Raw genomic sequence first — 23,567 nt, 5'->3', positions numbered from 1 at the left:
TTCGCAACATCCAGATTTCCGGAGACCAGGGGCGTCTCACCTCAACGACACGCCGCGGCCCTGACCAGGCATTGCCCGCTCAACTTCGAAGAGCCGGTTTCAGACCTCGCGAAAAACGAATCTCTAGCTTTTCTGAAGGTGCTGTTGCGCTCGACAGAACGGCGATACAGGAGCCGACTTCTCGTCCACACGCGCAGGTTGTGATCCGACAGGTGAGGTCAGAGTTTGCGGTGGTAATGGCACTTAGGAAGGTGTCGTGATGGCCATTCCGGTGCGACGGGGTTATCAGGAACTCAAGCTTGAGGGCACTGGGGTCTCCCCAGGAGTTGCCACAATATGCCTGCGTCAGGCGCATTGCCCCTACCGCCCGGAGTAGTGGGCTGCCGAAACGTGCGTGGTCCGCTTCATGGTGCCGCGAAAAACTCGAAGGCGCCGGTCGGTGGGTATCCCAAGCCGGGAAATAGCCGTAGCCGTGAAGTTCAACTGTATAGTCGTGAACCGCTGTCATCCACGAGCTCTGGGTCGATCTGATTATAAGGCCGACCATTGGAACACTGCGCAGTCCAATCGTCAGGTCTCGGCCGTCGATCGATTGGACAACGAGCCCACTGACGCCACCCTCAACTGTTCCGTTCGCAGTTTCTGAGTAGGGCAATAGGTCGACAAGTGTCTGGCGGATTCGTGTTCTGATCTCGCGGTGCCCCATTTCGAGGGGATCAAGTTCGACGATTGGCCAGGAGTCATCTGCACCACCAATGAATCGGCGAATACCGACCGGAGATCTATGATAATTGGCGCGACTCGTAAGTGCGCAAAACGTGACATGCTCGATGAACTGCTGTGCTGCAGACGGAATCGGTACGTTTAGTGGGACTTCGCCAGCCTGAACTCGCCGTAATGTACTCTGGTATGACTCGCCGGACAGGTTGCAGCGAGTGCGTATGAGCTGCGTTAGCTTTGTGTTCATTAGTGACTCGCTCTCGGACATCGCCCGCCCACCAAGCCGATGTGCCAGATCGAGTGATATGAAAAAACGCCCGTTAATCCGATTTCTCTGTCGATTTGAGTTGCTACTGGTGGGCAGTGCAACGAAACAGAAAGGCGTCGAGACCTAATTGCACCCTAACTGACGTTACCGGACGTGCTGTGTAAGCGCGCGTTCGGTGTGTCGGGCGGCGTTGACGTCAAGCTGACTCGGAGAGTCCGTCTCCTTCGCCAGAGTGGTGCGAGCGGTGGTGGGCCGTCTAGCGGTTCATAGGTACCCAGTTCGGCCAGCTTAAGCCGCGGATCAACCGAGAACCGTGAAATATTAAGGCACTTCTTCGCGATAGAAGCCTGTTCGCTAAAGATCTCCATCGGTTGACGAACGGGTTATGCGCGTGTCGGCCTACCTGGCAGGGACACCTGATGCAAGTGTCCTGACATGGTCCGAGTGACCTGCGGCAACCCCATTCAGGCCAAGATGTGCTCCGCTGACCGAGACACGACCGGCCGAGCTAACGTTCGGTAGACGCCTCGTGACAACCAGAGGTCAGGGGAAGGAATGTCGGTGCCGACGCAATCCCAGGTGGGTAGCGATGGGAGTCGGCCGAGATGCATCTCTGACCTTTGGAGCCGCCTAGGGGAATCGAACTCCTGACCTACTTCATTACGAGTTCTTTGTGACGGCGCGACCAGCGAAAACGCTGAGAGTCGCTGTGTATCTATGAACGTCTAGAACACATTGAGGCACAGGGGGATCACGGAGTTTGATCCGTCGCCGACTGTCCATCGGTGACCGCTGAGGTCGAGGCATCGTGTGTGCTCTGTGTGTGGTCTTGTGTGCTGGCCTCGATCTGCGCGACGGCCGCGAACAGTTCGTCGTCGCCACCGGCGTGCGCGTAGACGCGGCTGACGAGCGTTGAGTCGGCATGTCCGAGCAGGTTTGCAACGCGGGTGTAGTCGACAGCGTGTGATGCCCATGCGTGCCGCATGGCGTGCGTGGTGACGTTGTCGACCCCCGCGGCCTCGCACGCGGTTGCCAGCGCACGATTGACGTTGGACCCCCGGAACTGTCTAACCCATGCCCAAAATGGACCTGACCAGGTTTTTAGGCCCCCGGGGCCATGCTGACAGCCGGGGGGGGGACTGCCTGACCTTGAAATACGTTGCCGCGCAACGGTTTATGCGTATGCGAGTTGCTTTTCTTCATAGAGTCCCGCGACGGGCTCGTCGGTACCTTCGATGTCCAGTTGAACATGAACACGGTCGCCGCGAACGCTGGTGACAACGCCGTAAACAAGCTGCCCGCCGAAGTCCACCCGAATGCGATCGCCCGGCTTGATCGTGGAAGTCTTACGACTGCTCATGTTGGCCACCTCCTACTAGTCCCAGCCAGTGCCCGTGAGGTTCTGCAAGTATGCACCCACGACGCTGTCGAAGCCAGACGCAGCGCCGTTGAGTGAACTTCTCCACTTCTTAAACGTAGCAAGGCTCAATGGTTGTTCCCGCCGGACGTCTGCAAGTTTGTCGGCCTGGCTATGCGCAACTGCGTTGCGCACAACGTTGAGGCTGTCCAGCGTCGCGTTCCATTTGGGTCCCTTGGAGGGATACGCCGCTTTTACGTTCGGCCAGAACGGCATACCCAAGACCGCGAAGTCGTTGCCGATCCCTCCTGTGGAGGCGTTCCCGACGTCGAGTTTGCGGCTCCGAACAAGTGCGTTGAGAACGACTGGCGCCTGTCGCTCACTCCCGGGCACGAGACTGAGGGCGATCTGCACGGCGGCGTCGTCGTGGAGGTCTCGGCAGTAGCCTTGGAACTGGGCCGCGAGGCTGACGAACAGCGCGAGATTCAGTTGGTCGGTGGCGTACTGTCGCCCTCGTCGTTTGCCTGTCATCTTGCTATGCACGTGTTCCAAGCTGTCCAATGCGGCACAGCGTTCTGAACACCAGCGGCTGTAGGCCGGTGAGCATGCGGGCATGGTACGACTCTAGACGCACGAGGTGTTAGGCATGGCGTGTTGCATCCCTTGAATTCGAGTGTCGCGCAGGACAATGACGCGATGGATAAATGGATAGTTCCGCTTGTCGCCGCGGCAGTAGGTGCCGCGGCGACGATTGGAGCCGCCTACTTGGCGGCGGCGAAAGACCGCCGTGACATGCGCGGCAACATACTCAGGACATCGAGATAGCCGGCAAACTGCCGGACGATTCAACTGAAAGACGCGCCCTCGACGAGTACATACACGAGCGCGTGTTAGTGCTTACCGCGGAGTCCGTCCGCAGCGACGCGTTCACCAGGGAACTGTCGTTCACCGCCATCCCGTATGTAGTTCTCGTCGGGTATGCGATCGGCGATCAAACAGGGGACGCGTGGCGAGGGCTGTCGATTGCAGTCGCCGCCTACTTTTACGTCGCTATCGTTGTCCGCGGGATTAGCCGAGCGCGAAACAAGGCGGTAGACAGGCGAATCAACGAGATTGCTCGGCGGAACGAACACTGAGCATCGCACGCTGTGTGTGTTGTGTGTGTGCTTGGCGACGTTCGGTACGTCCGCGCAGGTGTAACAGTCAAACAGGAAAATGGTCTCTGAGCTGCACTTTTCCGTGGAGCCGCCTAGGAGAATCGAACTCCTGACCTATTCATTACGAGTGAATCGCTCTACCGACTGAGCTAAGGCGGCGTGCTGCGCGAGGCAGCGGTCACGAGTGTAGCGAGCCGCGTCGGTGGAACCAAAACCGGCACCGAGACCGGGCATGGTGGGTGCCCTCAGAATGGGAAGTCGCGGTCGCACGGGACCGCGACCGGCGAGCTCGGGTCGAGTGCATTCTGCACCAGCGCGGCCACGGTCGGCGAGTAGATCATGCCCAGATGCCCGACCGTCGACGCCGGGCACACGTTCTGCACGACGACGTTCGTGACGTTCGGCGCGGGTTCCATCAGTGCGTTACGCAGCGGGAAGACCACTTCGTCGTGCGTGGTGGCCAGGTTGACGTACTTGATGTTCGAGTGGTTGGGCCCGTTGTCGCCCTCGCCGCGCGGCACGGGCTTACCGCCGAACGAGTAGCCGCGGTTCGCTCCGGATATATCGACGATGGTGCCGATCTGTGCGGCTCTGCCGGGCAACTGCGTGACCGACTGCGCAACCGCTGCGCCCTGCGAGTGTCCGACGAGGTCGACGGTGCTCGCCCCGGTCTCGCGACGGACGTGGTCGATGAATGTGGCGAGCTGCTGCGTCGACGTCGCTCTGGGCGCCAGTCCGCCGACCGAACCGCTTCCCGGTACCTGGCCGAACGTGAAGGTGTAGACGCAAAAACCCGCGTTGGCCAGCGTCGGAGCGAGGAATGACCACGCTGACGACTGATTCGAGGTCGTGCCGTGCACCAGGATGACGGGATCGCGGTCGTACCGATCGTGACAGTCGGGTCGATTCGCGCCGGCGGGGGCGGCGTCGGCGGGCCCGGTCAGCCCGTCGCGTTGGGCGGCCACCACGTCGGTGGTCACCGGGAACGGGTCGGCGAGTGCCGCGCCGGCCCCGAATGATGTCCCCACCAGACCTGCTACCGCGAGCACCAGCGCCGCACATGCGCGTGTGTGCATGCCGTCGATCATCCCAGAATGTGCCGTCTCGCGGTGGTCGACGAAGAACTGCGTGAACTCCCGACAACCAGTTCATCTCGATCAGACACAACCGCGACCCACATACGACGATCCGCCGTACCGTCGGGCTATGGCCCCTTCTCCGCGAAAGCCCGTCACCGCAGCAGACGCCAGCACTCGGCTGTCCGACCCCTGGCGGGTCATCGGCAACAGCGTGCGTGCGGGGTACGACACCGGCTCGATGGCTCGCGGCGTGCGCTTCCTCCATCGGATCGCGCAGGAAGCAGAGATCGCCGACCACCACCCCGACATCGATCTGCGTTACGGCACAATCCATCTCACTCTCTCGACGCACAGTGCGCACCGCATCACCGAAGCCGACGTCGGGCTGGCGAACCTCATCGCACAGATCGCTCGCGAGCTTGAACTCGAACCGCTCGCCATGCCGGAGGCCCGCTTCGACGTCGCCATCGACGCCCTCGACATCGACAAGATCCGACCCTTCTGGATCGCTGTGCTCGGCTACAAGCAACTCGACGGCGACGCGCGCGAGCTCGAAGCGGCCGACCTCGTCGACCCCGCCGGACGTCTCCCCGCGATCTGGTTCCAACAGATGGACACCGAACGGGCTGAACGCAACCGGATACACCTCGACCTCTGGATCCCGCACGACGAGGTGGAAGCCCGAATGCGCGCCGCACTCGACGCCGGCGGCACGCTGGTCACCGACGAGTTCGCGCCCTCGTGGTGGGTACTCGCCGACGCCGAGGGCAACGAGCTGTGCCTGTGCACCTGGCAGGAGCGCGACGACAAGGGTTACGTCGGCGCTTAGCACGCCTCACTGCGCGAAAGCGCCCACGATCTCGGTGATGTCGTCGAGGGTTTGCTCCCAGCCGTACAGCACGTCGTCGTAGGTCAGCCGAAGGGTGGGTCGGCCCTGCGTGAGTGATCTGCGGTCGCGGTGCCGATCGTTGGTGTAGTTCGCAGGGCTGAGGTGGTAGAGCTTGCTGTCGCATTCGATCAGGAGCCGGCCGATCCGCAGGTCCGCGTGCTCGGCTTCGGATATCTCGGGTTGTACCTCGACCTCGAAACCGGCCCGGCGACAACGGACTCGGGTCAGACTCTCGGTCCCGGACATCGACCGCGGATCGCATTCGAGAAGCAGGGCCTCGATGAGTGGACTCGTCTGGGGCAGCATCAGGCGAAGGTCATCGACATCGATGTCGAGCGTGTGCATCGCCGAATCGAGCGTGGCGATCGTGTCGTCGTCCTTCATGCAGCCCGCGGCGCACACCAGAGACAGACCGATGGTGTCGGTGATGGTGGTGACGGGAAGTGGCGCGCCGGGAAGTGTGCAGTAGTCCGCGCGCCTCGGTGTCGCGCTCTTGCCTGCGCGCACATGGAGCGATTCGTATCCGGGCGGCACCCATAACTTGTGCTTGGTGAGCGCCGACGCGCAGGAGAGTGCGCCATAGCGTTTGGCTGCGGCCACGGCGTCCGGATCGGCTTCTGGCTGGGCGTACCAGCCGCGGCGGGGAACGAGGAGTTCGCCGCGACGCACCTTTCTGCGTAGGTCGGCGTCGGTGAGCCCGCGTGCCCGGAGCTCTGGCCGAGAAAAGACGCCGAGGTTGACCGCGTCGGGGTCGATTGCGCCGAGCGGGAGCGCATCGGGAGTGAGGTCGGGATTCACCGGAGGTCGAATAGCCATGGCATTTGGACGTGCACCGTCCGCAAAGGTTCCAAGCCGTTCCCGTTTTCAGTCATTTTCAGAGGCGCCCGGCCGCAAAAGCCCAGGTCGGCTCGCCGGGAAGGATCAGAAATGACTGAAAACGGGAGAGCGCAGAAACGGTGGAGCCCAGAAACGGGAGAGCTGAGGCGGCCTGGTGTGACGCAAGCGAGCATGTCGTGCCTCCGCGGAGATATTCGGTGTCGCTCCGCCCCGACTAGCTCACAAAGATTCGACTCGCTAAGCAATCAGGAGTACAACTTGTATCTATGTTGGATCTGAGCGCTACATCGGCGGCCGATCGGGTGTACGACGAGGTCAAGGAACTCATCCTGACCAACGCCATCGCCGGCGGCGAGCTGATCAGCGAGGGCGAGGTGGCGCAGCGCTGCGAGGTCAGCCGCACCCCCGTGCGTGAAGCGTTTCTTCGGTTGCAGGCAGAAGGCTGGATGCGGCTGTACCCGAAACGCGGCGCGCTGGTGCTGCCGGTGACCGACACCGAGGCCCGCGACGTTGTCGACGCCCGGATTCTCATCGAGTCTCACGCGGTACGCGGACTCGTCGCCCGCGACCTGCCCACCGGCGACCTGGTGGCGGACCTGCGCCGCAATCTGGCCGCACACGCGAAAGTGGGACCCGACGACATCGCGGACTTCTCCCGTCTCGACGCGCAGTTCCACCAGCTCATCGTCTCGGCCGGGGCCAACGGCGTACTCGCCGACTTCTACCTCGGTCTCGCGGAACGCCAGCGGCGCATGACCACCGCGAGCGTGCACCGGGAGCCGACCATGACGCCCCGGATCATTGCCGAGCACACCGCGCTCGTCGACGCCATCGAATGCGCAGACGCCGACAGATTCACATCACTGCTCGTCGACCACGTCGCGGGTGTTCATCGCATCGACGATGTCTACGCCGTCCACGCGACCGACGCGAGCGCCGCCCACACAGAGGAAGGACAACGGTGACTACTACCGCAGACAACGCCACCCCCACGGTGACCGGTCCGACGGTTCGTCGCACCGCGTGGATCGCGGTGGCACTTGCCGTCTTCGCATCGGCCTGGGGTGGAAACGAATTCACGCCGCTGCTCGTGATGTACCGCGAGACTGGCAATTTCGGGGCCGTCGCGGTCGACGCGTTGCTGTTCCTCTATGTGGTCGGCATCGTGCCCTCGCTGTTGATCGGCGGTCCACTGTCGGATCGGTACGGGCGTCGCCCGCTGATGTTGCCCGCACCGGTGTTCGCCGCGGTGGGGTCGCTGCTCCTGGCACTCGGTGCGAATTCTGTTGTGCTGCTGTCGATCGGACGCGTGTTCAGCGGAATCGCGTTGGGACTGTCGATGGCGGTCGGCGGCAGTTGGATCACGGAGTTGTCGGTACGTGGTGGCGCCGGAGCGGCATCCGGGGCCCGGCGCGCCGCGATGAGCCTCACCGCCGGATTCGGCATCGGTGCGGGCGTCGCCGGTGCGCTGGCTCAGTGGGCACCGTGGCCGCACGTGCTCGCCTACCTGGTGAACATCTCGCTTGCGGCCATCGCTCTGGTGCTCCTGCTTGTCCGCGCACCCGAAACGCGTTCGCCCAGTAGCACTCCCGGACGACTCGTCGACGACCTGAAGATCCCGTCGGCGGCGCACCGTCGGTTCCTGTTCGTGGTGCTGCCGGTTGCGCCGTGGGTGTTCGGCGCATGCGCATCGGCATACGCGATCATCCCCGCGCTGATGTCGGCGCGCACCGCCGGAGCGCCGATCGCGTTCGCCGCGCTGTGCTGTGTGCTCGGACTCGCGGCGGGTTTCGGCATCCAGTCGCTGGGACGTCGCATCGACAACCCCGACGGTGTGCGCGGCGTCGCCGCCGCACTCACGGTGTTGGCAATCGGAATGGCGTTGGCGGCGTTGGCTGCTCACATGTTGACGATCTGGATGTCGCTGATCGCTGCGACGGTTCTGGGCTGCGGCTACGGCATGGCGATGATCGCGGGTCTACTCGAGGTGCAACGGATCGCGGCCCGCAGCGGCCGAAACGACCTCGCCGGGCTCACCGCGGTGTTCTACAGCGTCACCTACCTGGGGTTCGCGATTCCGGCTGTGCTGGCGTTGATCACCGAGTTCTGGCACGCGGTCACCTACACGCACATGTTCATCTTCGGGATCGTCGCGGCACTGCTGTGTCTCGCCGTCGCGCTGTACGGGCATCGTCGGCACGCCGTGGCCGCCTGACCGATAGGGGTCAGGCCCGCCCAGGGCTCCTGGTGAACATCGTGTGCAGCAGTTCCAGTTCGACGGTGGAGGCCGTGGTCAGTACGTCGGGCGCCGGATCGTCGACGTCCCAGACGGTCTGGAGCACCTCGCGTCCGGCGTCGGTGATGCGTACCTCTTTTCGACGACGGTCGCTCGACGACGGCTCGCGGACCACATATCCCGCGGACTCGAGGTCGGACACCGCGACCGACGCCGCGGGGGCATCGATGGTGGCGGCGTGAGCGATCTCGGTGATCGTCAGCGGGCCGTTCCTCAACCGCTTCAGCACCCGAATCCTGCTGAACGGCAACCCTGTTTCGGCAACCACCGTGCGACGCCAGGCGTCGCGTGAATCGGTCACGAACGAGGTGAGTTCGCGCCAGACCTGCGCGACGAGTTCGTCGTGGGGGACAGGGCCGTGCTCGTCGGCTGCTCCGGGTTCAGGCATGGGACATCTCCGGTTCGATCAGCCGATCTGAGACGGTCTGCGCGGTGCGTAGCGCCCACGGTGTGGTGGACACGATACCGAGTACGAGAATCGCTGCGCTGAAAGCGATCACGATCCACCACATGGCCGTCATCGCACTCGAGAAGTCGATGGCCGTGTGCGCCGCGGCCAAGCCGGTGACGCTACCGGCAAGTGCCACACCGAGACTCACGCCGATCTGGCGGCTCGTCGACGCCACGGCGCTGGCAGCTCCGGCTCGATGTCGGGGCATGCCTGCGACCGCGGAGTTGGTGATGGGCGCGTTGATCATCCCGAAGCCGAGTCCGAAGATGAAGAACATGAAGGCCAGCAAGGGGACCGGGGTCGCGTCGTCGATGAACAGCATCATCGACGAACTGATGAGGAGTGCGATCCCGGCGATCACGAGCGACGGTCGCGTGCCCCAGCGGCCGACCGCGCGCCCGGAGAGTGGCGAGCAGATCAAGACCGCTATCGCGGGTGGAACGAGCATCGCACCGGTGCCGACGGCGCTGAACCCGCGGTCCTCCTGTAGGTAGAGCGACATCAGGAACAAGAACCCGCCCCAGTTGGCGAACGCGCAGATCGCGATCACGGTTGCCGACGCGAACGGGACGCTGCCGAAGAATCGGAGGTCGATGAACGGGTCGTCGTGGCGTCGTTCCCACAGGACGAAGCCGACGAAAGCTGCTGCGGCGACGGCGAATACGATTACGGTGCGCGGAGATCCCCACCCGTGACCAGGACCTTCGATGAGGCCGTAGACGGCGCCGCCGAGTGCGATCATCGCCAATGCCTGTCCGACGGGATCGAGTGTGCGCATGATGGGCGAGCGTGATTCGGGGACGAGGATGGCGGTGAGCACGATCGCGATCAGACAGATCGGCAGGTTGATCCAGAACACCGCACGCCACCCGATGGTGTCGATGAGCACGCCGCCGACGATCGGGCCGGCGGCCATCGAGATTCCGACCACCGATCCCCACACGCCGATCGCGCGGGCGCGCTCGCGAGGGTCGACGAAGATCTGCGTGATGATCGACATCGCCACGGGGTTGAGCATCGACCCACCGACGGCCTGCAGGGCGCGGGCGGCGATCAGGACGCCGACGCTCGGCGCGAGGCTGCACGCGAGCGATCCGATCGCGAACGTGACCAGACCGATCTGGAACAAACGCTTCCGGCCGTACCGGTCGGCAGTGGCTCCGGACACCATCAACAGACTGGCCAGCACCAGCGTGTAGATGTCGATGACCCACTGCAACGACGACACGCTCGCGTTCAGATCCGTGCGGATCGCCGGCAGGGCGACGTTGACGATGGTGGCGTCCATCGACACGATCAGCAGGCTCATGCAGCAGGTGCCGAGGATCGCCATCTTCCTGCGCGGCGTCAGCTCGACGGAGGTAGTTGTGGACATACAAAGATTGTAGAACTACAAGCATTCGACGTCCAGGGGTCACGGCACACGGTCAACGGCGACAAAAGGGTGGCGCGGTAACCTGCACGAGGTCGACCGGTTCAACGGACCGGGATGAATCCGGTTCGGGCCGGTTGAGTGAGAGGACGGGTGTCAGTGCTGCTCGGGGCGTGGGTGAGTGTGGTGACCGTCGTCCTACTCATTGTTCCCGGGGCGTGCGTCGGTCGTCGGATGACGCTGAGCTGGCCCGTCGCGATCGCAGCGGGCGCGCCGATCACCTTCGCGATCGTGAGCGTGTCCACCGTGCTCTACGGCGCGATCGGTTTCGAATGGAACGTCATCACCGCCCTGGTCGCCGTCCTCGTCGCGTATGCGCTGGCCTGGGTTTATGCCGCGCTGCTGGGCACGCGGGCGGGACGTCGAATAGCTCCGGCACCGGCCGCGACGTCGACCTCGGGGGACGGGACGGTCGACGCTCCGCTGAGCTGGCGTGCGGCGCTGCGCGGGGGCATCGGCATCGCGCTCGGGGCGATCATCATCGCGATCACGTGCATCAGGCCGATCGCCAATACCGCGTTCGCCGGACTCGACAGCATTCCTCAGGTCTGGGATTCGCTCTGGCATGCGAGTTCGCTGCGCTGGATTCACGAGACCGGCGTCGGATCGTCGTTGCGCATGGGCGAGCTCATGAACTACGACACCCACGGCTTCAACTACTACCCGAATACGTGGCACGCGCTCGGCGCTCTTGAGATTCCGCTGACCGGCGCGAACCCGGTGCAGCTGTACAACACCTACTCGCCCGCGACGTTGGCGGTCACGGTCACGCTCGGCGTCGCGTCACTCGCGTACTGGTTTGCGCGCCACCGCTTCGACACCTCGACGTCGGCGTTGATCGCCGGTGTTGCGGGCGCGGTGGCGGCGCTGTTCCCGTCGCTGCCGTATGTCGAGGTGCAGTTGACCTCGGTGCCGAATGCCGTGGGTGTGTCGATGGCGCCCATCGCCGCAGTGCTGACGATCAGTGCGGTACGCGATCGACGTCGGGTGCTGCCCGCGGCCGTCGCGGTCTCCGGCGTCACGGCGACGCATCCATCCGGACTGATCCTGGTGGGTGTGATCGTCGGGGTGTGGTGGCTGTTCGAGGCGCTGCGTCGGCCCGTGCACAGCCGCGTCGGAGACTTCGTCACCCTGGCGATCGCCGGGCTGGCGACCGTGGTGCTGGTCTTCCCGGTTGTACTGGGCACGATCCGCGTCGCCGATACCAACGAGCTGCCGTTCTTCGACTTCCGTGTCGACACGGTCGGTGTGCTCGAAGGACTTTCGCAGGCGCTGTTCAACGGCACGGTGCCGTTGCAGACGCAGGACTATCCGGTGTGGGGTCTGGTGATCCTCACCGTGCTCGGTGTTGTTGCACTGCTGTGGCTACGGTGTTGGGGCGGGCTGGTGACCTGGGCGATCTTCGTGTTGGTCACCGCCAATTCGGTTGTCTCGCTTGGCCCGCTGTCGGCGCCGCTCGGGGTGATCGGCGGCTACTTCTACAACTCGCCGCATCGGCTGACGTTCGTGGTGGCACTGTTCTGTGCGGCGGCCGCGGGCGTCGCGGTGGGAATCGCGGCGTCGGCCGTGTCGCGGTGGGTGGCGCGGTCGGGGTCCGGCGACCGCGTTGCGACGCAGCGACGTTGGGCTGTTCCGGTCACGTTTGCCGTCCTGCTGGTGTTGATCGCGGGCGCTGCTGTGTGGCGTTACCCGTCGAACGCGCAGATCGCATCGAAGGAACGGGGCGAAAAGCTGGTCGGCAGAGACGATCTCGCCGCATACCACTGGCTCGATCGTCAGCCAGACGCGCACGACGCGCTGATCCTGAACAACCTCGATCAGGGCACCGGGTGGCTGTATCCGGTGACCGGACTGACCCCGTTGTTCTCGTTCTATCGGGCAAACGAGTTCTCTGAACGCCAGCGCGACTTGTACTGGGGGACAGCGCAAATCGGTGCCGATCCGCACGTCGATCAGATCGTGCGCGACATGAACGTGCACTACGTCATCGACAGTCCGCCGAGTTACTGGCCGTTCCAGAACGGTGTCCCCGACCCGGAGCACGGTGTGCAGGGCGACCCGTTCCTGGCGCTCCGGGAGCACGGCGCGCCGGGGCTGACGCCGGTGTTCAGGCAGGGCAACGTGACGGTGTATCGGGTCAACGAGAACGTGCTCACCGCGCCACGCTGAACCGCTGCGAGCCGTACCCCTCAGGCGTCCGGGTAGCCCTCCGGGTTGTTCGACTGCCAGCGCCAGGTGTCGACGCACATGTCGTCGATTGTCTTGCCCGCGAACCAGTTCAGCTCCTTGTTCGCCCTCGTCGGGTCGGCGTACGACGCCGCGATGTCGCCGGCTCGACGCGGTGCGATCTCATACGGGATCGGCTTACCGCTGGCGCGTTCGAAGGCCTGCACCACCTGCAGTACCGAAACGCCCTGTCCGGTACCGAGATTCCAGGTCGACATGGGTTCGGACCCTGCGCTGATTCGTTCCAGTGCCGCGACATGCCCTGCGGCGAGGTCGTCGACGTGGATGTAGTCGCGCACGCCGGTGCCGTCGGGGGTGTCGTAGTCGTCGCCGAAGATCGAGAGCTTCTCCCGACGTCCGACGGCGACCTGTGCGACGAACGGCATCAGGTTGTTGGGGATACCGCTGGGGTCCTCGCCGATCTGTCCGCTCGGGTGGGCGCCGACCGGGTTGAAGTAGCGCAGCGCGGCGATGCGCCAGACGGGATCGCTGGCGGCGACGTCGCGCAGCACCTGCTCGATCATCACCTTGGTCCAGCCGTACGGATTGGTCGCCGACGTCGGGGAGTCCTCGGTCATCGGGAGTACCGGCTCTGCGCCGTACACCGTGGCCGACGACGAGAACACCAACCGGTGCACGTCGTGGCGTCGCATTGCGCGCAGCAGCGAGAAGGTGCTGCCCAGGTTGTTCTCGTAGTACTCGAGCGGCTTGGCCACCGACTCGCCGACCGCCTTGAACCCCGCGAAGTGGATCACGGCGTCGACGTCCTCGTGGTCGAAGAATTTCTCCGTCTTGTCGACGTCGGTGAGATCAAAGGAATGGACCGGTATGTGGACGCCGGTGAGGCCCTCGAGTCGGCCGATGACCGTCGGCTTGGCGTTGCTGAAGTCATCGACGACGACGACGTCGTGTCCTGCTTCGACGAGTCGGATCACGGTGTGTGAGCCGATGTAGCCGGCCCCTCCACTGACGAGTACACGCATGACAATCACGGTAAGCGGTCGGACTGGGATTCATCCACGCGGACCCTGTGAGCTACCCCTCGGTGAACAGTTTGCTGCGAAGCACGCTCTCGGGTTGCGGTGGTCGAGCGCGTGAGGCCGAATGTGGTGATGGAGTCGTATGAACTCGTGAGGCTGAGGGGCGACGTGCGGTGCTGACTGCCGAGGTTGCTTCGTTCGACATCGCCGCTGCCGCGGGCTGGTACTCGGCGGTGGCGGGTCTGCTCGCGGGTTTCGCGCTGCTGGCGGTACTGCTGCCACTCGACCATGACACCCGCGACGACGATGCCGAGGCTGCAGGGGCGAGCGGCGTGATCGTGTTCACCAGCGCGTTCTTCTCGCTGCTGATCCTCGCGTTCAGCTATGCGATCCTCTCGGGTCGGTCGAACGGTCCGGTGGCCGCGCATGAACAGCAGCTCAACGGTGCCGCGTTCGGCCTGGCGTCGCTGTTGCTGCTGCTCGGTCTGCGGGAGGTGCTGCGGCTTTACGGCACCAACCGGTCGATCATGCAGCCTGCGCAGAACCTCGTCGCTCGCACCACGGCATTGTGGGGGCCGATGATCGTGGTGGCGTTGCAGTTCAGCAACACCCTCGACACCGAGGCGCTGCGCGAGGGCGGCCACCTGCGATTGGAGTGGCCATTCTCCACCGGCATCCGAATCAATGTCGTGGTGTCGATTGTGGCCATCATCCTGATCGTGTTGGTGCCCCTCGTCGGGCGGAACCGGCACGTCGCTGCAACGACGACGGCGGTGATCGGCAGGGTGACCCTCGGATTCACGGTGGTCGTCACCCTGTGGTGCGCGTTGGTGGTGCCACTGCTGCCGTCGGATTTCGTGCTCGGCGCGGTGCTGGAACATGTGACGCTCGCAGTGGCTGCGGTGGCCGCCGTCGTGTACTCGTGGGCCGCTTGGATGACCCGCTGAATTGCTTGGGTAGGCGGCCGCGCCGACACGAATGCGCGGTCTGACAAGCTGTGCTCACCGGAATGTGGTCGCAAGCGAGACGAGGGATCATGGGGTCAGAGCGCACCGACGTGGAGTTCACGTCCGACGGCGTCGTCATCCGAGCCTGGCTCTATCGACCGAAGTCGGCGAATCCGCCGATCATCGTGATGGCGCACGGTCTCGGCGGCGTCAAGACAATGAGGCTCGACGCCTTCGCCGAACGTTTTGCCGACGCGGGCTACGCATGCCTTGTCTTCGACTACCGACACTTCGGTGACAGCGATGGCGAGCCGCGGCAACTGTTGTCGGTGCGCAGGCAACTCGCCGACTACGACGCCGCGATCACCTACGCGAAGTCGCTCGACGGGGTCGACGCCGCTCGGGTCGTTGTGTGGGGGTCGTCGTTCTCGGGGGGTCACGCGCTGACGTTGGCGTCGCGTCATCCCGGGCTCGCCGCGGCGATTTCGCAGTGCCCGTTCACCAGCGGTATCGCGTCCCTGACCGCACTCGACCCGATCTCGTCGGCAAAAGTCACGGCGCGCGCAATCGCCGACCTTGCGTCGAGCGCGGTTGGTCGCGACCCGGTGACGGTGGGGCTGACCGGACACGGTCACGACGCCGCGCTGATGACCGCACCGGACGCCGAATCGGGCTACCTGTCGTTGGTGCCCGACGGGGCGTCGTTCTCCGATCGTGTCACCGCGCGCACCGGTCTCGCGATTCCGCTCTACTCGCCTGCGCGGAAGGCATCGCGTATCAGCCTCCCCACATTCGTCGCGATCTGCGAGACCGACAGTGTCGCCCCATCCGGTCCGACAGTGCGTGCGGTACAAGGCAATCCGCACATCACAGCGAAGATCTACCCGTACGGACACTTCGATATCTACGTCGGTGACGCCTTCGAGGACGTGGTCGCCGACGAGGTGGCATTCTTGCGCGACGTCGTACCCGTCAACCCTCAGCGAGCGAGCGCGGCCGACGCTCACGCCGGGCGGTCACCGATCTCGAGCCCCGCCAGCGACGAAGTGCCGTCGTAGATGACGCGACCCCATTCCCGCACGGTGCAGCGCAGGGTTCCGTCGAGGAATTCGTAATCGGTGTCCACGTTGCGCCGCTCGTGAGGTATCGGCACCGGCAGCACGGGCGGTTCTCCGACACCGTGGCCGTCGAGTTCGATGGCGAATCGCACTGTGCGCGCAGTGATGTGCCAGTGCCAGGTGTTCCGGTCGAAGTGGTAGCTGGTCAGTGCGGGCGGGGTGATGCGCAGCACCCGTAAGCCGATGCGCACGACCACTCCGGTGACTTCCTGCTTCACCGGGCCGAGTTCGAGTAGCCCACCGGAGAACGCGACGCACACGTCGTCGTCGCCGAAGTCATGCGCCTCGCCCCACCACCACCGCTGCGGGAAACCGGCACCCCAGTTGCGTTCGCAGTAGAGCCGGGCGTCGTCGAACCGCCAGTCCACGCCGGGCGCGGTGACCGTTGCCGACGCCCGGCCGCCAAGACAGTAAGCGTGCCAGTACTGGTTGAGGAACGGGATCGAAGAGAACACCCCGCCGCCGCCGAACGCCTTCGGCCAGGGTCGGGTGTTGTCGACACGCAGGTCGACGGTGACGTCGTCGATGGTCAGAGTGATTCCGCCTCGATTGGCATCGAGGTAATTCCCCTGTTCCTGCGCGCGGACGGAGAACTGGCGAGGATCGGCCACCGCAGCACCGATCGCTGCCTGGCGGACGACGGCGCCGGGTTCGAGCACGATGGCCGCCGTCGACCAGTCCCCGGCGTCGTGGCGGTTGCAACTGCACAGTGCGACCACTGCGCGGCCGGTTGCCCGGTCGGTCAGCCGCCAGAACCAGCCCTCCATCTCGGTGCCGTGGGACGGCAAGGGGTCGCCGTATGGGACATCGGCACCGGTGCGGCGATAGAGCGCCACGAGTTCGCGGAGCGGCCAGTCGAGGGGGCGCATACCCGAGTGTGGCATCCGGGCGGGATCTGCATGCGAGTCCTGCGTGATGTCGCGTCGAGTCACTTCGGGCAGGTGTGCGTCGCCACGGCACCGCCCGCGAGCGTTCCGATCGGCCCGACAGTCGGCGGCGAGAGGCACTGCATCACGCCGCCGAGCGTCGGGGTGAGGGTGCGCGGGTCGAATTGGAATGTCCAACGCAGGTGGAGATCCGACGACGGCCGTCGACCGGGGTACATTCCGAACGCCTCGGGGAGCGTCGAACCGGGTCCGCGCCCGACAAAGGCATAGCGCCGAGTGCCGGGGACGCCCTGATTTGCACTGCGGAGCTTGCGTAACACCGTGAAGAAGTACGGGGCGCTGCCCGGACTGTCCTGACGGTAGATCCCCGCGAACTCGTAGACCTGGACGCCCGTGGCGAACAGTGCCTGGTAGGGCAGGTTCGCCACGTCGTTGACGATCGAAGAGTTTGTCGGTGCGGCATCGGCGTGGGTGCTTTGCGTGAACGTCACGCCGCCGGCCACCGCTACGGCGACCAGCGCCGTTGTGACACGGGTGCCGAGAAGCTTGCAGCCGGTACGGCGAGCCGAACCCATGCTGACCTCCGATGGTCGACGCCCCGACAGACCTCCCTCTCGCTCCAGAGTGTCGACGGTCGACGGGTGTGTCATCTCTCGCGACTCAATGAAACGAACCTGTTATCGGCGACAAGGGCCTAGCCGACGATTGGTGGCCTTTCGGTCACAGTGGCTCAGCCGCCGCAACGATTTCCGAGAATTGCAGCGCCGCCGGTCAGCGGTCCGATGGGGCCGGAGATGAGCTTCGGGCACGGCAGGGGGTGCGGGTCGTAGCTCAGCGGCTGCAGCGTCTGGGGGTTGACGCGGAAGTAGAAGTTGCCGAGGTTGTGCGGCTCGGGATGCAGTCGCGAGTAGAGGGCGAAGACCTCCGGCAGCTGTGTGCCGGGGCCGAGTCCGACGAACCCGTATCGCAGGCTCCCCAGCTTGCCCTCGCGTGGGTTGTGCAGCTTCCGGAGCACGGTGTAGTAGTACCGCGGGGTGATTCCGGTCGAATCGGACGTGCCGCGAACCGTCGTCGCATACTCGTAGACCTGGACGCCCGCGCCGAAGAGTGCCTGGTAGGTCAGGTCGCCGAGTTGGTCGACCTGGTGGATGCCGGGTTGCGTCGGCGCGGCGTGCGCGCTGGGTGCTGTTGCTACCGCCGCGCCGCTCGCGATGGTTGCCGCGGCGAGTGCGGCTACGACGCCGCGACGAATACGTGAAGCTGTGACCATGAGAATCTCCGATGCCGAGTGTGCTGGACGAACCTCTGTATTAGGATTCGTAGCGGCGTCGAAAATCGTTAGCCTGCGTAATTCAATGAGACGACGGCCGAGGCCTCGGTGTCGATAAATCCCATTCGGGGTGCTCAGTCACCCACCCGGCTCCAGAATTTCCCCTCAATTCCGTTGTCTCGCAGAAACTCCTCCAAATCGTCCGTGTATGTGAACCGATCCTTTATGGTCGGCAGCAGTTCGTCGTCGGATTCGAGGCCGAGTAGGTCCCGGAGCTGTGCGACCACGTCGGACGAGAACTGCTTCTTGAACTCGTACTCGTGGGCACCGAAGAATTGCTCGACGCCGCCGCCGAGGTCGTGGCCCTCGATCATGAGTCCACCGTCGTCGGTGAGCCGGACGACTCGCAGCATGGTGCCCTTGCTGTCGTGGACGTTGGTGATGACCACACTGTTCGGGGGTTGGGGTTCTGGGTTCATCTGCCGCCTTGCGGTCGAGAGGGATTCAGGATGGGACTTCGGGAGAGTGGGGCCTCGATAGGGCTTTTCTCGATTCCGAGAATAGCGCTTATCGCAAGTGTGCGTAAAGTGTCCGACCGCGACGCTGGCTTGTTGAACATGAGACGACGGGTCAGTCGTCGGGGTGCCCGGCATGCCCGGGCGGCGCGCGGCGTGAGGGCTGATGTCGGCGGCTCTCCGCACAGCCACCTGATCTGTGTGCAGCCACCTTGGGCGGTGCAGAAGGTAGCTGTGCACAGATGAGGTAGCTGCGCGTCGAGTCGCGCCCAGTGCCAGCTAGTGCACGGCTCGGGCTAGTTCGACGGCTTGTCGGCCAGTCGTCGGGGTGCTGGGCATGCCCGGGCGGCGCGCGGCGTGAGGGCTGATGTCGGCGGCTCTCCGTACAGCCACCTGATCTGTGTGCAGCCACCTTGGGCGGTGCAGAAGGTAGCTGTGCGCAGATGAGGTAGCTGCGCGTCGAGTCGCGCCCAGTGCCAGCTAGTGCACGGCTCGGGCTAGTTCGACGGCTTGTCGGCCAGTCGTCGGGGTGCTGGGCATGCCCGGGCGGCGCGCGGCTGAGGGCTGATGTCGGCGGCTCTCCGTACAGCCACCTGATCTGTGTGCAGCCACCTTGGGCGGTGCAGAAGGTAGCTGTGCACGGATGAGGTAGCTGCGCGTCGGGGTGCTGGCTCTGGGACCATCTCGTGCACGGCTCCGGCCGGTTGGACCCGGGATGAAGGCGCTACTTCTCGCGTTCGCGCCGGTTTGACCGTCGGATGACCATGTCGTCGGCGACGCTGAACAGCAGAACACGCGTGTCGTCCGACAGCGCCCGCCAGCGGTGGGGGACCCCGGCGTCGATGTAGAGCGAGTCGCCGGCACGGAGTGTCTCCTCCCGTTCGCCGTCGGCGCTGCTAAGCGTGGCGTGCGCACTCCCATTGATCACGTACATGATCTCGTCGTGGGCGTGGGTGAACTCTCTGTCATCGTGTGCCGAACCGGTGAATTCCAGTCCCCGCAGCGCCTTCTTGCCCCGCACCAGTGAACGCACCTGGGCGTCCGGTTCGTCGGAAAGGGTGAGCAGTTCGTCGTCGGCCCTGGCAACGGGGTCGGCGTCGGTGTCGGCATCGGCAAGCAGGACCGTTGCCGTGGTGCCGAGGGCATCCGCGACGGTCTGCAGCGACCGGAGGCTGGTGTTGGTGCGGCCGTTCTCGAGCTGACTGAGAAACGACGCTGACAGTCCGGTCTGTTCGGACATCTGCGCCAGTGTGAGCCCCTTCTCCAGTCGAGCGGCGCGGATCACGCCGCCGAGTTGTGCGGAATCGAGGGTCTTGCCGCGTGTCAGTCCGGTGGTCACCGGTAGTCCTCTCGCCGTGGGTGCCGCTGCGCGACCCCATGTAAACGACGCTGCTCCGAACGGGAATCCAGAGTTAACGCCAGCGTGACCAGAACTCTGGCCAACTCTCCTAATGTGACTGAAGATTCAGTACTGAATATTCAGTATCAACTCTTCGGTACTGAACCTTTGGTCAGTTCGATTCTAGGAGATCCAGATGGAACAGAACACGCTCAAACGACGAGGTGTCGGCCTTATCGGCGTCGATCCTGCAGTTTCGGCGGGCGGCTACACGCTGTACGCGCCGCTGAACGGCTCGGGGCAGGTGTACTTGGTTGATGCCGAGGGCAACGAAGCTCACCGGTGGGACCTGCCCTACCGCCCGGGGCGACACGCGCGTCTGCTCGACGACGGCTCGTTGGCTTACAACGGAAGTCTCGTCGGCGCTGAATCGGGCGTCGAACCGCTCTTCGACATGTGGCGCAAGTACGGCGGGGGTTCGATGGCGCGATACGACGCGTCGGGAAACCTACTCAGCGAGCACGTCGACGCCCTGCAACACCACGATGCCAACCACCTCGACGATGGCAGCATCCTCTACGCCTCGGTCGAACCACTGACCGGCAACCGTGCGCGCGCTGTGCGCGGCGGATTCCCCGGCACCGAGGCGCTTGGTGGCGACAAGGGCGACGTCGTATACGCCGATGTCATCAACCATGTTGACGCGCAGGGGCAAATCGTATGGCAGTGGCGGGCGTTCGACCATCTCGACGTCACGAACTTCCCGCTGCAGCCGCACTATTGGCGCGAACACTGGCCACTCATCAACAGTGTTGCACCGCTCGGCGACGACAAAGTGGTGGCAAGTCTGCGCAGCGTGTCGGCGGTGATCGTCATCGACAAGGCCTCCGGAGATGTTGTCTGGCAGCTGGATTCGAGTGTTGTTGCGCAACAGCATCATGTGACGCCGCTGCCGAACGGCACTCTGCTCATCTTCGACAACGGCACCTTCCGTACCGGCGAGTCGGTCACCTATAGCCGCGTGATCGAGGTCGACCCCGAGACCAAGCAGATCCTGTGGAGCTACACGGACCCGATCCGTGAGACCTTCTTCACGCCCTATATGGGCGGGGCGCAACGACTTTGGAACGGAAACACTCTCGTCACCGAGGCGGCGTTCGGGCGGATCTTCGAGGTGACGCCCGACAAGCAAATGTGCTGGGAGTACGTCGTTCCCCACTTCTCTGCCTACGCCGATCCCGATACTGCTGCCCGCTTCCCCGCGTCGAGTAATGCGATCTTCCGCGCCTACCGCTACTCCGACGCTCAGGTCGAGTCATGGGGGCTGCTGTCGTGACCACATCTGACAAGGCTGTCGACGAGTCCAACGTAGCGGGATCACACGCGGGTCACCCGATATCCAATTCGATGGCGCTACAACAGGAAAAGACCACAGACATCCCCGTCTCGGAAACCGATACGCACCCGGTCGACACCAGGCCGCGGTGGCGCCAGCTCGTCCCGATGTCGATCCAGCACCTGCTGGTGATGATCGCGACGCCGATCTCGTCGGTGTTTCTGATCAGTGCGACGCTGGAACTCGACGCGTCGACCACCCGTGCGTTGCTGTGCGCGACGCTGCTTGCCTGCGGTGTCGGGACCCTGCTGCAGTCGATGGGATGGTTCGGGCTCGGCGCTCGACTTCCATTCGTGATGCTGCCGGGTGGCGCTGCGGTGGTGTTGTTCCTGCAGATAGCTCATACGTCGGGAGCAGCCACGGCCACCGGCGCGGTCATCATCACTGGTCTGGTGGGAATCGCGTTGTCGCCCTTCGCCGGTCGCGTGGTGCGCTTTGTTCCTCCAGTGGTGATCGCGGCGATGATCGTGGTGATCGGCATCAACCTGGTGAAGGTCTCCGGCGGACTCATCGTCGGCGCCAAGGCCACCACTGCGCCGATGTGGGCCGTCGGCTTGGCCGCGGTCACCGTGGCGTCGATCGTTGTGCTGCACAGGTTTCTTCCCGCACCGCTGAACCGGATCTCTGTGCTCGCGGGTATGGCGGTCGGCACGATGGTCAGCGCGGTGACCGGGCATCTTCATCTCGACACGGGGCATCAGGCGATTCAGGTGCCGTCGGTGTTTCCCTTCGGCACCCCGCATTTCGACATCCTCGCGACGATTCCGCTGCTGGTCTTCAGTATCGGTTCGATGGCAGAGGCGACGGGGCAGGTGGTGCTCAACGCCGACGTCGTCGGTAAACGGATCGATACCGGCGCAACGGTCGGGCGCACAATCCGCGGCGATGCGGTGACGTCGGTGTTCGCGGGGCTGTTCGGTGGGCAGACGATGCTCACCAGCGGGGAGAACATCGGCATCGTGCGTGCGACCGGCGTGCGCTCGCGGTATGTGACTGCGGGGACCGGCGTGCTCCTGGTGTTGATGGCGTTCGTGGCTCCGGTCGGCGCGATCATCAACTCGCTACCGGCGCCCGTGGTCGGTGCCACTGCGGCCTACGTGTTCGCGATGATCATCGTGACCGGGTTGAAGATGTTCACGGCGATCGACATGTCTGCTGACCGAAACTTCGTCACCGCAGTGGCAGCGCTGACAGCGGGCCTGCTGCCCGTCGTCGCACCCGGGCTGTACGGGGCGTTCCCGTCGACTCCGCGGCTGCTGCTGTCGAGCGGTGTCACCATGGCCGCCCTGGTCGGGATCGTGGTCGCCGCGCTCTACGCTCGGCGGGCGCGCGTCACGCTCAGCCGATGACCTGCTCGGTGGTGGCGTACTTCGCCTCAGCGTCGCCCTTGGCGGCCTGCCACCACGCGGCGTTGTCGCGGTACCAGTCGATCGTCGCAGACAGGCCGGAGCGGAAGTCGGTGTAGCGCGGTGACCAGCCCAGTTCGGTTCGCAGGCGCGTCGAATCGATGGCGTAGCGGCGGTCGTGGCCTGGGCGGTCGGTGACGAAGTCGAAGGCATCGCGTGGCTGTCCGGCCAGTTCCAAAATCGTTTCGACGACGGTCCGGTTGTCCACCTCGCCATCGGCGCCGATCAGGTACGTCTCGCCGATCTCGCCCTTTTCGATGATCGTCCAGACGGCGTCGTTGTGGTCGTCGACGTGAATCCAGTCGCGCACGTTGCGGCCGTCGCCGTAGAGCTTGGGCCGCACGCCGGAGAGCACGTTGGTGATCTGGCGGGGGATGAACTTCTCGACGTGCTGATACGGCCCGTAGTTGTTGGAGCAGTTGGAGATGGTCGCGGGCACCCCGAACGACCGCACCCAGGCGCGAACCAGCAGGTCACTGCCCGCTTTGGTGGAGCTGTACGGACTCGACGGGTTGTACGGCGTCGACTCGGTGAACCGCGATGGGTCGTCGAGGTCGAGGTCGCCGTAGACCTCATCGGTGCTGATGTGGTGGTACCGCACGTCGTGGCGGCGAACCCCTTCGAGCAGGGTGTATGTGCCGACGAGGTTGGTCTGCACAAAGGCCGACGGGTCGGCGAGCGAGTTGTCGTTGTGCGACTCCGCTGCGAAGTGGACGACGAGATCGGCGTCGGCGATCAAGCGGTCGGTCAGCGCGGCGTCGGCGATATCGCCCTCTACGAGGTTGATGCGATCCGCGACAGGTGCGAGCGTCGCGGGGCTTGCCGCGTAGGTGAGCTTGTCGAGGACGGTCAACTGCACGTCGGGGCGCTGTTCGAGCGTGCGGAGGACGAAATTCGCCCCGATGAACCCGGCTCCGCCGGTGACCAGGAGCTTCAACGTCGTTCCCTTCGTACGTTGTGGACCCGCGGGATGGGTCGCAGGGTGAGTGCAGCGCCA

General features: G+C 64.5%; 22 protein-coding genes and 1 tRNA gene. 8 read left to right on the top strand and 15 right to left on the bottom strand.

Going from position 1 to position 23,567, the window contains the following annotated elements; all coding sequences use genetic code 11:
* Window positions 1–1,739: 1,739 nt before the first annotated feature.
* From A5788_RS23605 to A5788_RS18540, 5 genes are all read right to left on the bottom strand, one after another.
* Window positions 1,740–2,144, bottom strand: coding sequence for a tyrosine-type recombinase/integrase (locus A5788_RS23605; protein WP_082937816.1), 405 nt, complete (start codon window positions 2,142–2,144; stop codon window positions 1,740–1,742).
* 18 nt (window positions 2,145–2,162) lie between these two features.
* Window positions 2,163–2,348 carry a hypothetical protein gene (locus A5788_RS23890; protein ID WP_156525552.1) on the bottom strand — a complete coding sequence of 62 codons (186 nt, stop codon included), beginning with the start codon at window positions 2,346–2,348 and terminating at the stop codon, window positions 2,163–2,165.
* Between the two features lie 15 nt (window positions 2,349–2,363).
* Window positions 2,364–2,960 (bottom strand): hypothetical protein, encoded by a 597-nt coding sequence (locus A5788_RS18555; RefSeq protein WP_156525551.1) that lies wholly within the window; start codon window positions 2,958–2,960, stop codon window positions 2,364–2,366.
* Between the two features lie 625 nt (window positions 2,961–3,585).
* Window positions 3,586–3,661 (bottom strand) — tRNA-Thr (locus A5788_RS18545).
* A gap of 86 nt (window positions 3,662–3,747) precedes the next feature.
* On the bottom strand, window positions 3,748–4,578 hold the full coding sequence (locus tag A5788_RS18540; protein WP_049700650.1) for an esterase/lipase family protein: 831 nt from the start codon (window positions 4,576–4,578) through the stop codon (window positions 3,748–3,750).
* 130 nt (window positions 4,579–4,708) lie between these two features.
* Here A5788_RS18540 and A5788_RS18535 point away from each other — a divergent pair, with 130 nt between their 5' ends.
* Window positions 4,709–5,410: a VOC family protein gene (locus A5788_RS18535; RefSeq protein WP_049700609.1), complete on the top strand. Its 702-nt coding sequence runs from the start codon at window positions 4,709–4,711 to the stop codon at window positions 5,408–5,410.
* Between the two features lie 6 nt (window positions 5,411–5,416).
* Here the strand turns inward: A5788_RS18535 and A5788_RS18530 are convergent, their stop codons facing one another.
* The gene (locus A5788_RS18530; RefSeq protein WP_082937817.1) at window positions 5,417–6,286 is read right to left on the bottom strand and encodes a type IV toxin-antitoxin system AbiEi family antitoxin domain-containing protein; all 870 of its coding nucleotides are present in this window, start codon (window positions 6,284–6,286) and stop codon (window positions 5,417–5,419) included.
* A 287-nt stretch (window positions 6,287–6,573) separates the two neighbouring features.
* Between A5788_RS18530 and A5788_RS18525 the strand changes: the two genes are divergently transcribed.
* Both A5788_RS18525 and A5788_RS18520 read left to right on the top strand, forming a co-directional pair.
* Window positions 6,574–7,272 carry a GntR family transcriptional regulator gene (locus A5788_RS18525; protein WP_064865805.1) on the top strand — a complete coding sequence of 233 codons (699 nt, stop codon included), beginning with the start codon at window positions 6,574–6,576 and terminating at the stop codon, window positions 7,270–7,272.
* The gene (locus A5788_RS18520; protein WP_442902843.1) at window positions 7,269–8,522 is read left to right on the top strand and encodes an MFS transporter; all 1,254 of its coding nucleotides are present in this window, start codon (window positions 7,269–7,271) and stop codon (window positions 8,520–8,522) included. The genes A5788_RS18525 and A5788_RS18520 overlap by 4 nt, the downstream gene beginning before the upstream one ends.
* Before the next feature lie 10 nt (window positions 8,523–8,532).
* Here the strand turns inward: A5788_RS18520 and A5788_RS18515 are convergent, their stop codons facing one another.
* The gene (locus A5788_RS18515; RefSeq protein WP_064865803.1) at window positions 8,533–8,991 is read right to left on the bottom strand and encodes a MarR family winged helix-turn-helix transcriptional regulator; all 459 of its coding nucleotides are present in this window, start codon (window positions 8,989–8,991) and stop codon (window positions 8,533–8,535) included.
* A complete protein-coding gene (locus A5788_RS18510; protein ID WP_082937818.1) occupies window positions 8,984–10,387 on the bottom strand; it encodes an MFS transporter in 1,404 nt (467 codons plus the stop codon). The genes A5788_RS18515 and A5788_RS18510 overlap by 8 nt, the downstream gene beginning before the upstream one ends.
* Before the next feature lie 198 nt (window positions 10,388–10,585).
* Between A5788_RS18510 and A5788_RS18505 the strand changes: the two genes are divergently transcribed.
* Complete coding sequence (locus tag A5788_RS18505; protein WP_064865799.1) at window positions 10,586–12,655, top strand: DUF6541 family protein; 2,070 nt, start codon at window positions 10,586–10,588, stop codon at window positions 12,653–12,655.
* 20 nt (window positions 12,656–12,675) lie between these two features.
* On the opposite strand, the gene galE is transcribed toward A5788_RS18505, so the two are convergent.
* On the bottom strand, window positions 12,676–13,695 hold the full coding sequence (galE, locus tag A5788_RS18500; RefSeq protein WP_064865796.1) for a UDP-glucose 4-epimerase GalE: 1,020 nt from the start codon (window positions 13,693–13,695) through the stop codon (window positions 12,676–12,678).
* 170 nt (window positions 13,696–13,865) lie between these two features.
* On the opposite strand from galE, the gene A5788_RS18495 reads away from it, so the two are divergent.
* Both A5788_RS18495 and A5788_RS18490 read left to right on the top strand, forming a co-directional pair.
* The gene (locus A5788_RS18495) at window positions 13,866–14,639 is read left to right on the top strand and encodes a hypothetical protein (RefSeq protein ID WP_064865794.1); all 774 of its coding nucleotides are present in this window, start codon (window positions 13,866–13,868) and stop codon (window positions 14,637–14,639) included.
* Between the two features lie 89 nt (window positions 14,640–14,728).
* Window positions 14,729–15,697: an alpha/beta hydrolase gene (locus tag A5788_RS18490; protein ID WP_064865822.1), complete on the top strand. Its 969-nt coding sequence runs from the start codon at window positions 14,729–14,731 to the stop codon at window positions 15,695–15,697.
* Here A5788_RS18490 and A5788_RS18485 read toward each other — a convergent pair.
* From A5788_RS18485 to A5788_RS18465, 5 genes are all read right to left on the bottom strand, one after another.
* Window positions 15,643–16,641 carry a tocopherol cyclase family protein gene (locus tag A5788_RS18485; protein ID WP_064865820.1) on the bottom strand — a complete coding sequence of 333 codons (999 nt, stop codon included), beginning with the start codon at window positions 16,639–16,641 and terminating at the stop codon, window positions 15,643–15,645. The two genes, A5788_RS18490 and A5788_RS18485, sit on opposite strands and share 55 nt — an antisense overlap.
* Window positions 16,642–16,685: 44 nt before the next feature.
* Window positions 16,686–17,294, bottom strand: coding sequence for a hypothetical protein (locus tag A5788_RS18480; protein WP_231894060.1), 609 nt, complete (start codon window positions 17,292–17,294; stop codon window positions 16,686–16,688).
* A gap of 80 nt (window positions 17,295–17,374) precedes the next feature.
* Window positions 17,375–17,914 (bottom strand): hypothetical protein, encoded by a 540-nt coding sequence (locus tag A5788_RS18475; protein ID WP_064865793.1) that lies wholly within the window; start codon window positions 17,912–17,914, stop codon window positions 17,375–17,377.
* A 134-nt stretch (window positions 17,915–18,048) separates the two neighbouring features.
* Window positions 18,049–18,393, bottom strand: a complete 345-nt coding sequence (locus A5788_RS18470) for a hypothetical protein (protein WP_064865791.1) — start codon at window positions 18,391–18,393, stop codon at window positions 18,049–18,051.
* A gap of 760 nt (window positions 18,394–19,153) precedes the next feature.
* Complete coding sequence (locus A5788_RS18465; RefSeq protein WP_156525550.1) at window positions 19,154–19,768, bottom strand: helix-turn-helix domain-containing protein; 615 nt, start codon at window positions 19,766–19,768, stop codon at window positions 19,154–19,156.
* A gap of 196 nt (window positions 19,769–19,964) precedes the next feature.
* Between A5788_RS18465 and A5788_RS18460 the strand changes: the two genes are divergently transcribed.
* Both A5788_RS18460 and A5788_RS18455 read left to right on the top strand, forming a co-directional pair.
* Complete coding sequence (locus tag A5788_RS18460; RefSeq protein WP_064865789.1) at window positions 19,965–21,104, top strand: aryl-sulfate sulfotransferase; 1,140 nt, start codon at window positions 19,965–19,967, stop codon at window positions 21,102–21,104.
* Window positions 21,101–22,513: a uracil-xanthine permease family protein gene (locus tag A5788_RS18455; RefSeq protein ID WP_197494444.1), complete on the top strand. Its 1,413-nt coding sequence runs from the start codon at window positions 21,101–21,103 to the stop codon at window positions 22,511–22,513. The genes A5788_RS18460 and A5788_RS18455 overlap by 4 nt, the downstream gene beginning before the upstream one ends.
* Here the strand turns inward: A5788_RS18455 and rfbB are convergent.
* Window positions 22,503–23,507, bottom strand: a complete 1,005-nt coding sequence (gene rfbB, locus A5788_RS18450) for a dTDP-glucose 4,6-dehydratase (protein WP_064865788.1) — start codon at window positions 23,505–23,507, stop codon at window positions 22,503–22,505. The genes A5788_RS18455 and rfbB overlap by 11 nt on opposite strands.
* Window positions 23,508–23,567 lie beyond the last annotated feature (60 nt).

The sequence above is a fragment of the Gordonia sp. 852002-50816_SCH5313054-c genome (assembly GCF_001665925.1).
Lineage (GTDB): Bacteria > Actinomycetota > Actinomycetes > Mycobacteriales > Mycobacteriaceae > Gordonia > Gordonia jacobaea.
Note: the sequence above shows the minus strand (reverse complement) of the source record. Positions and strands in the feature narration are given on the sequence as shown.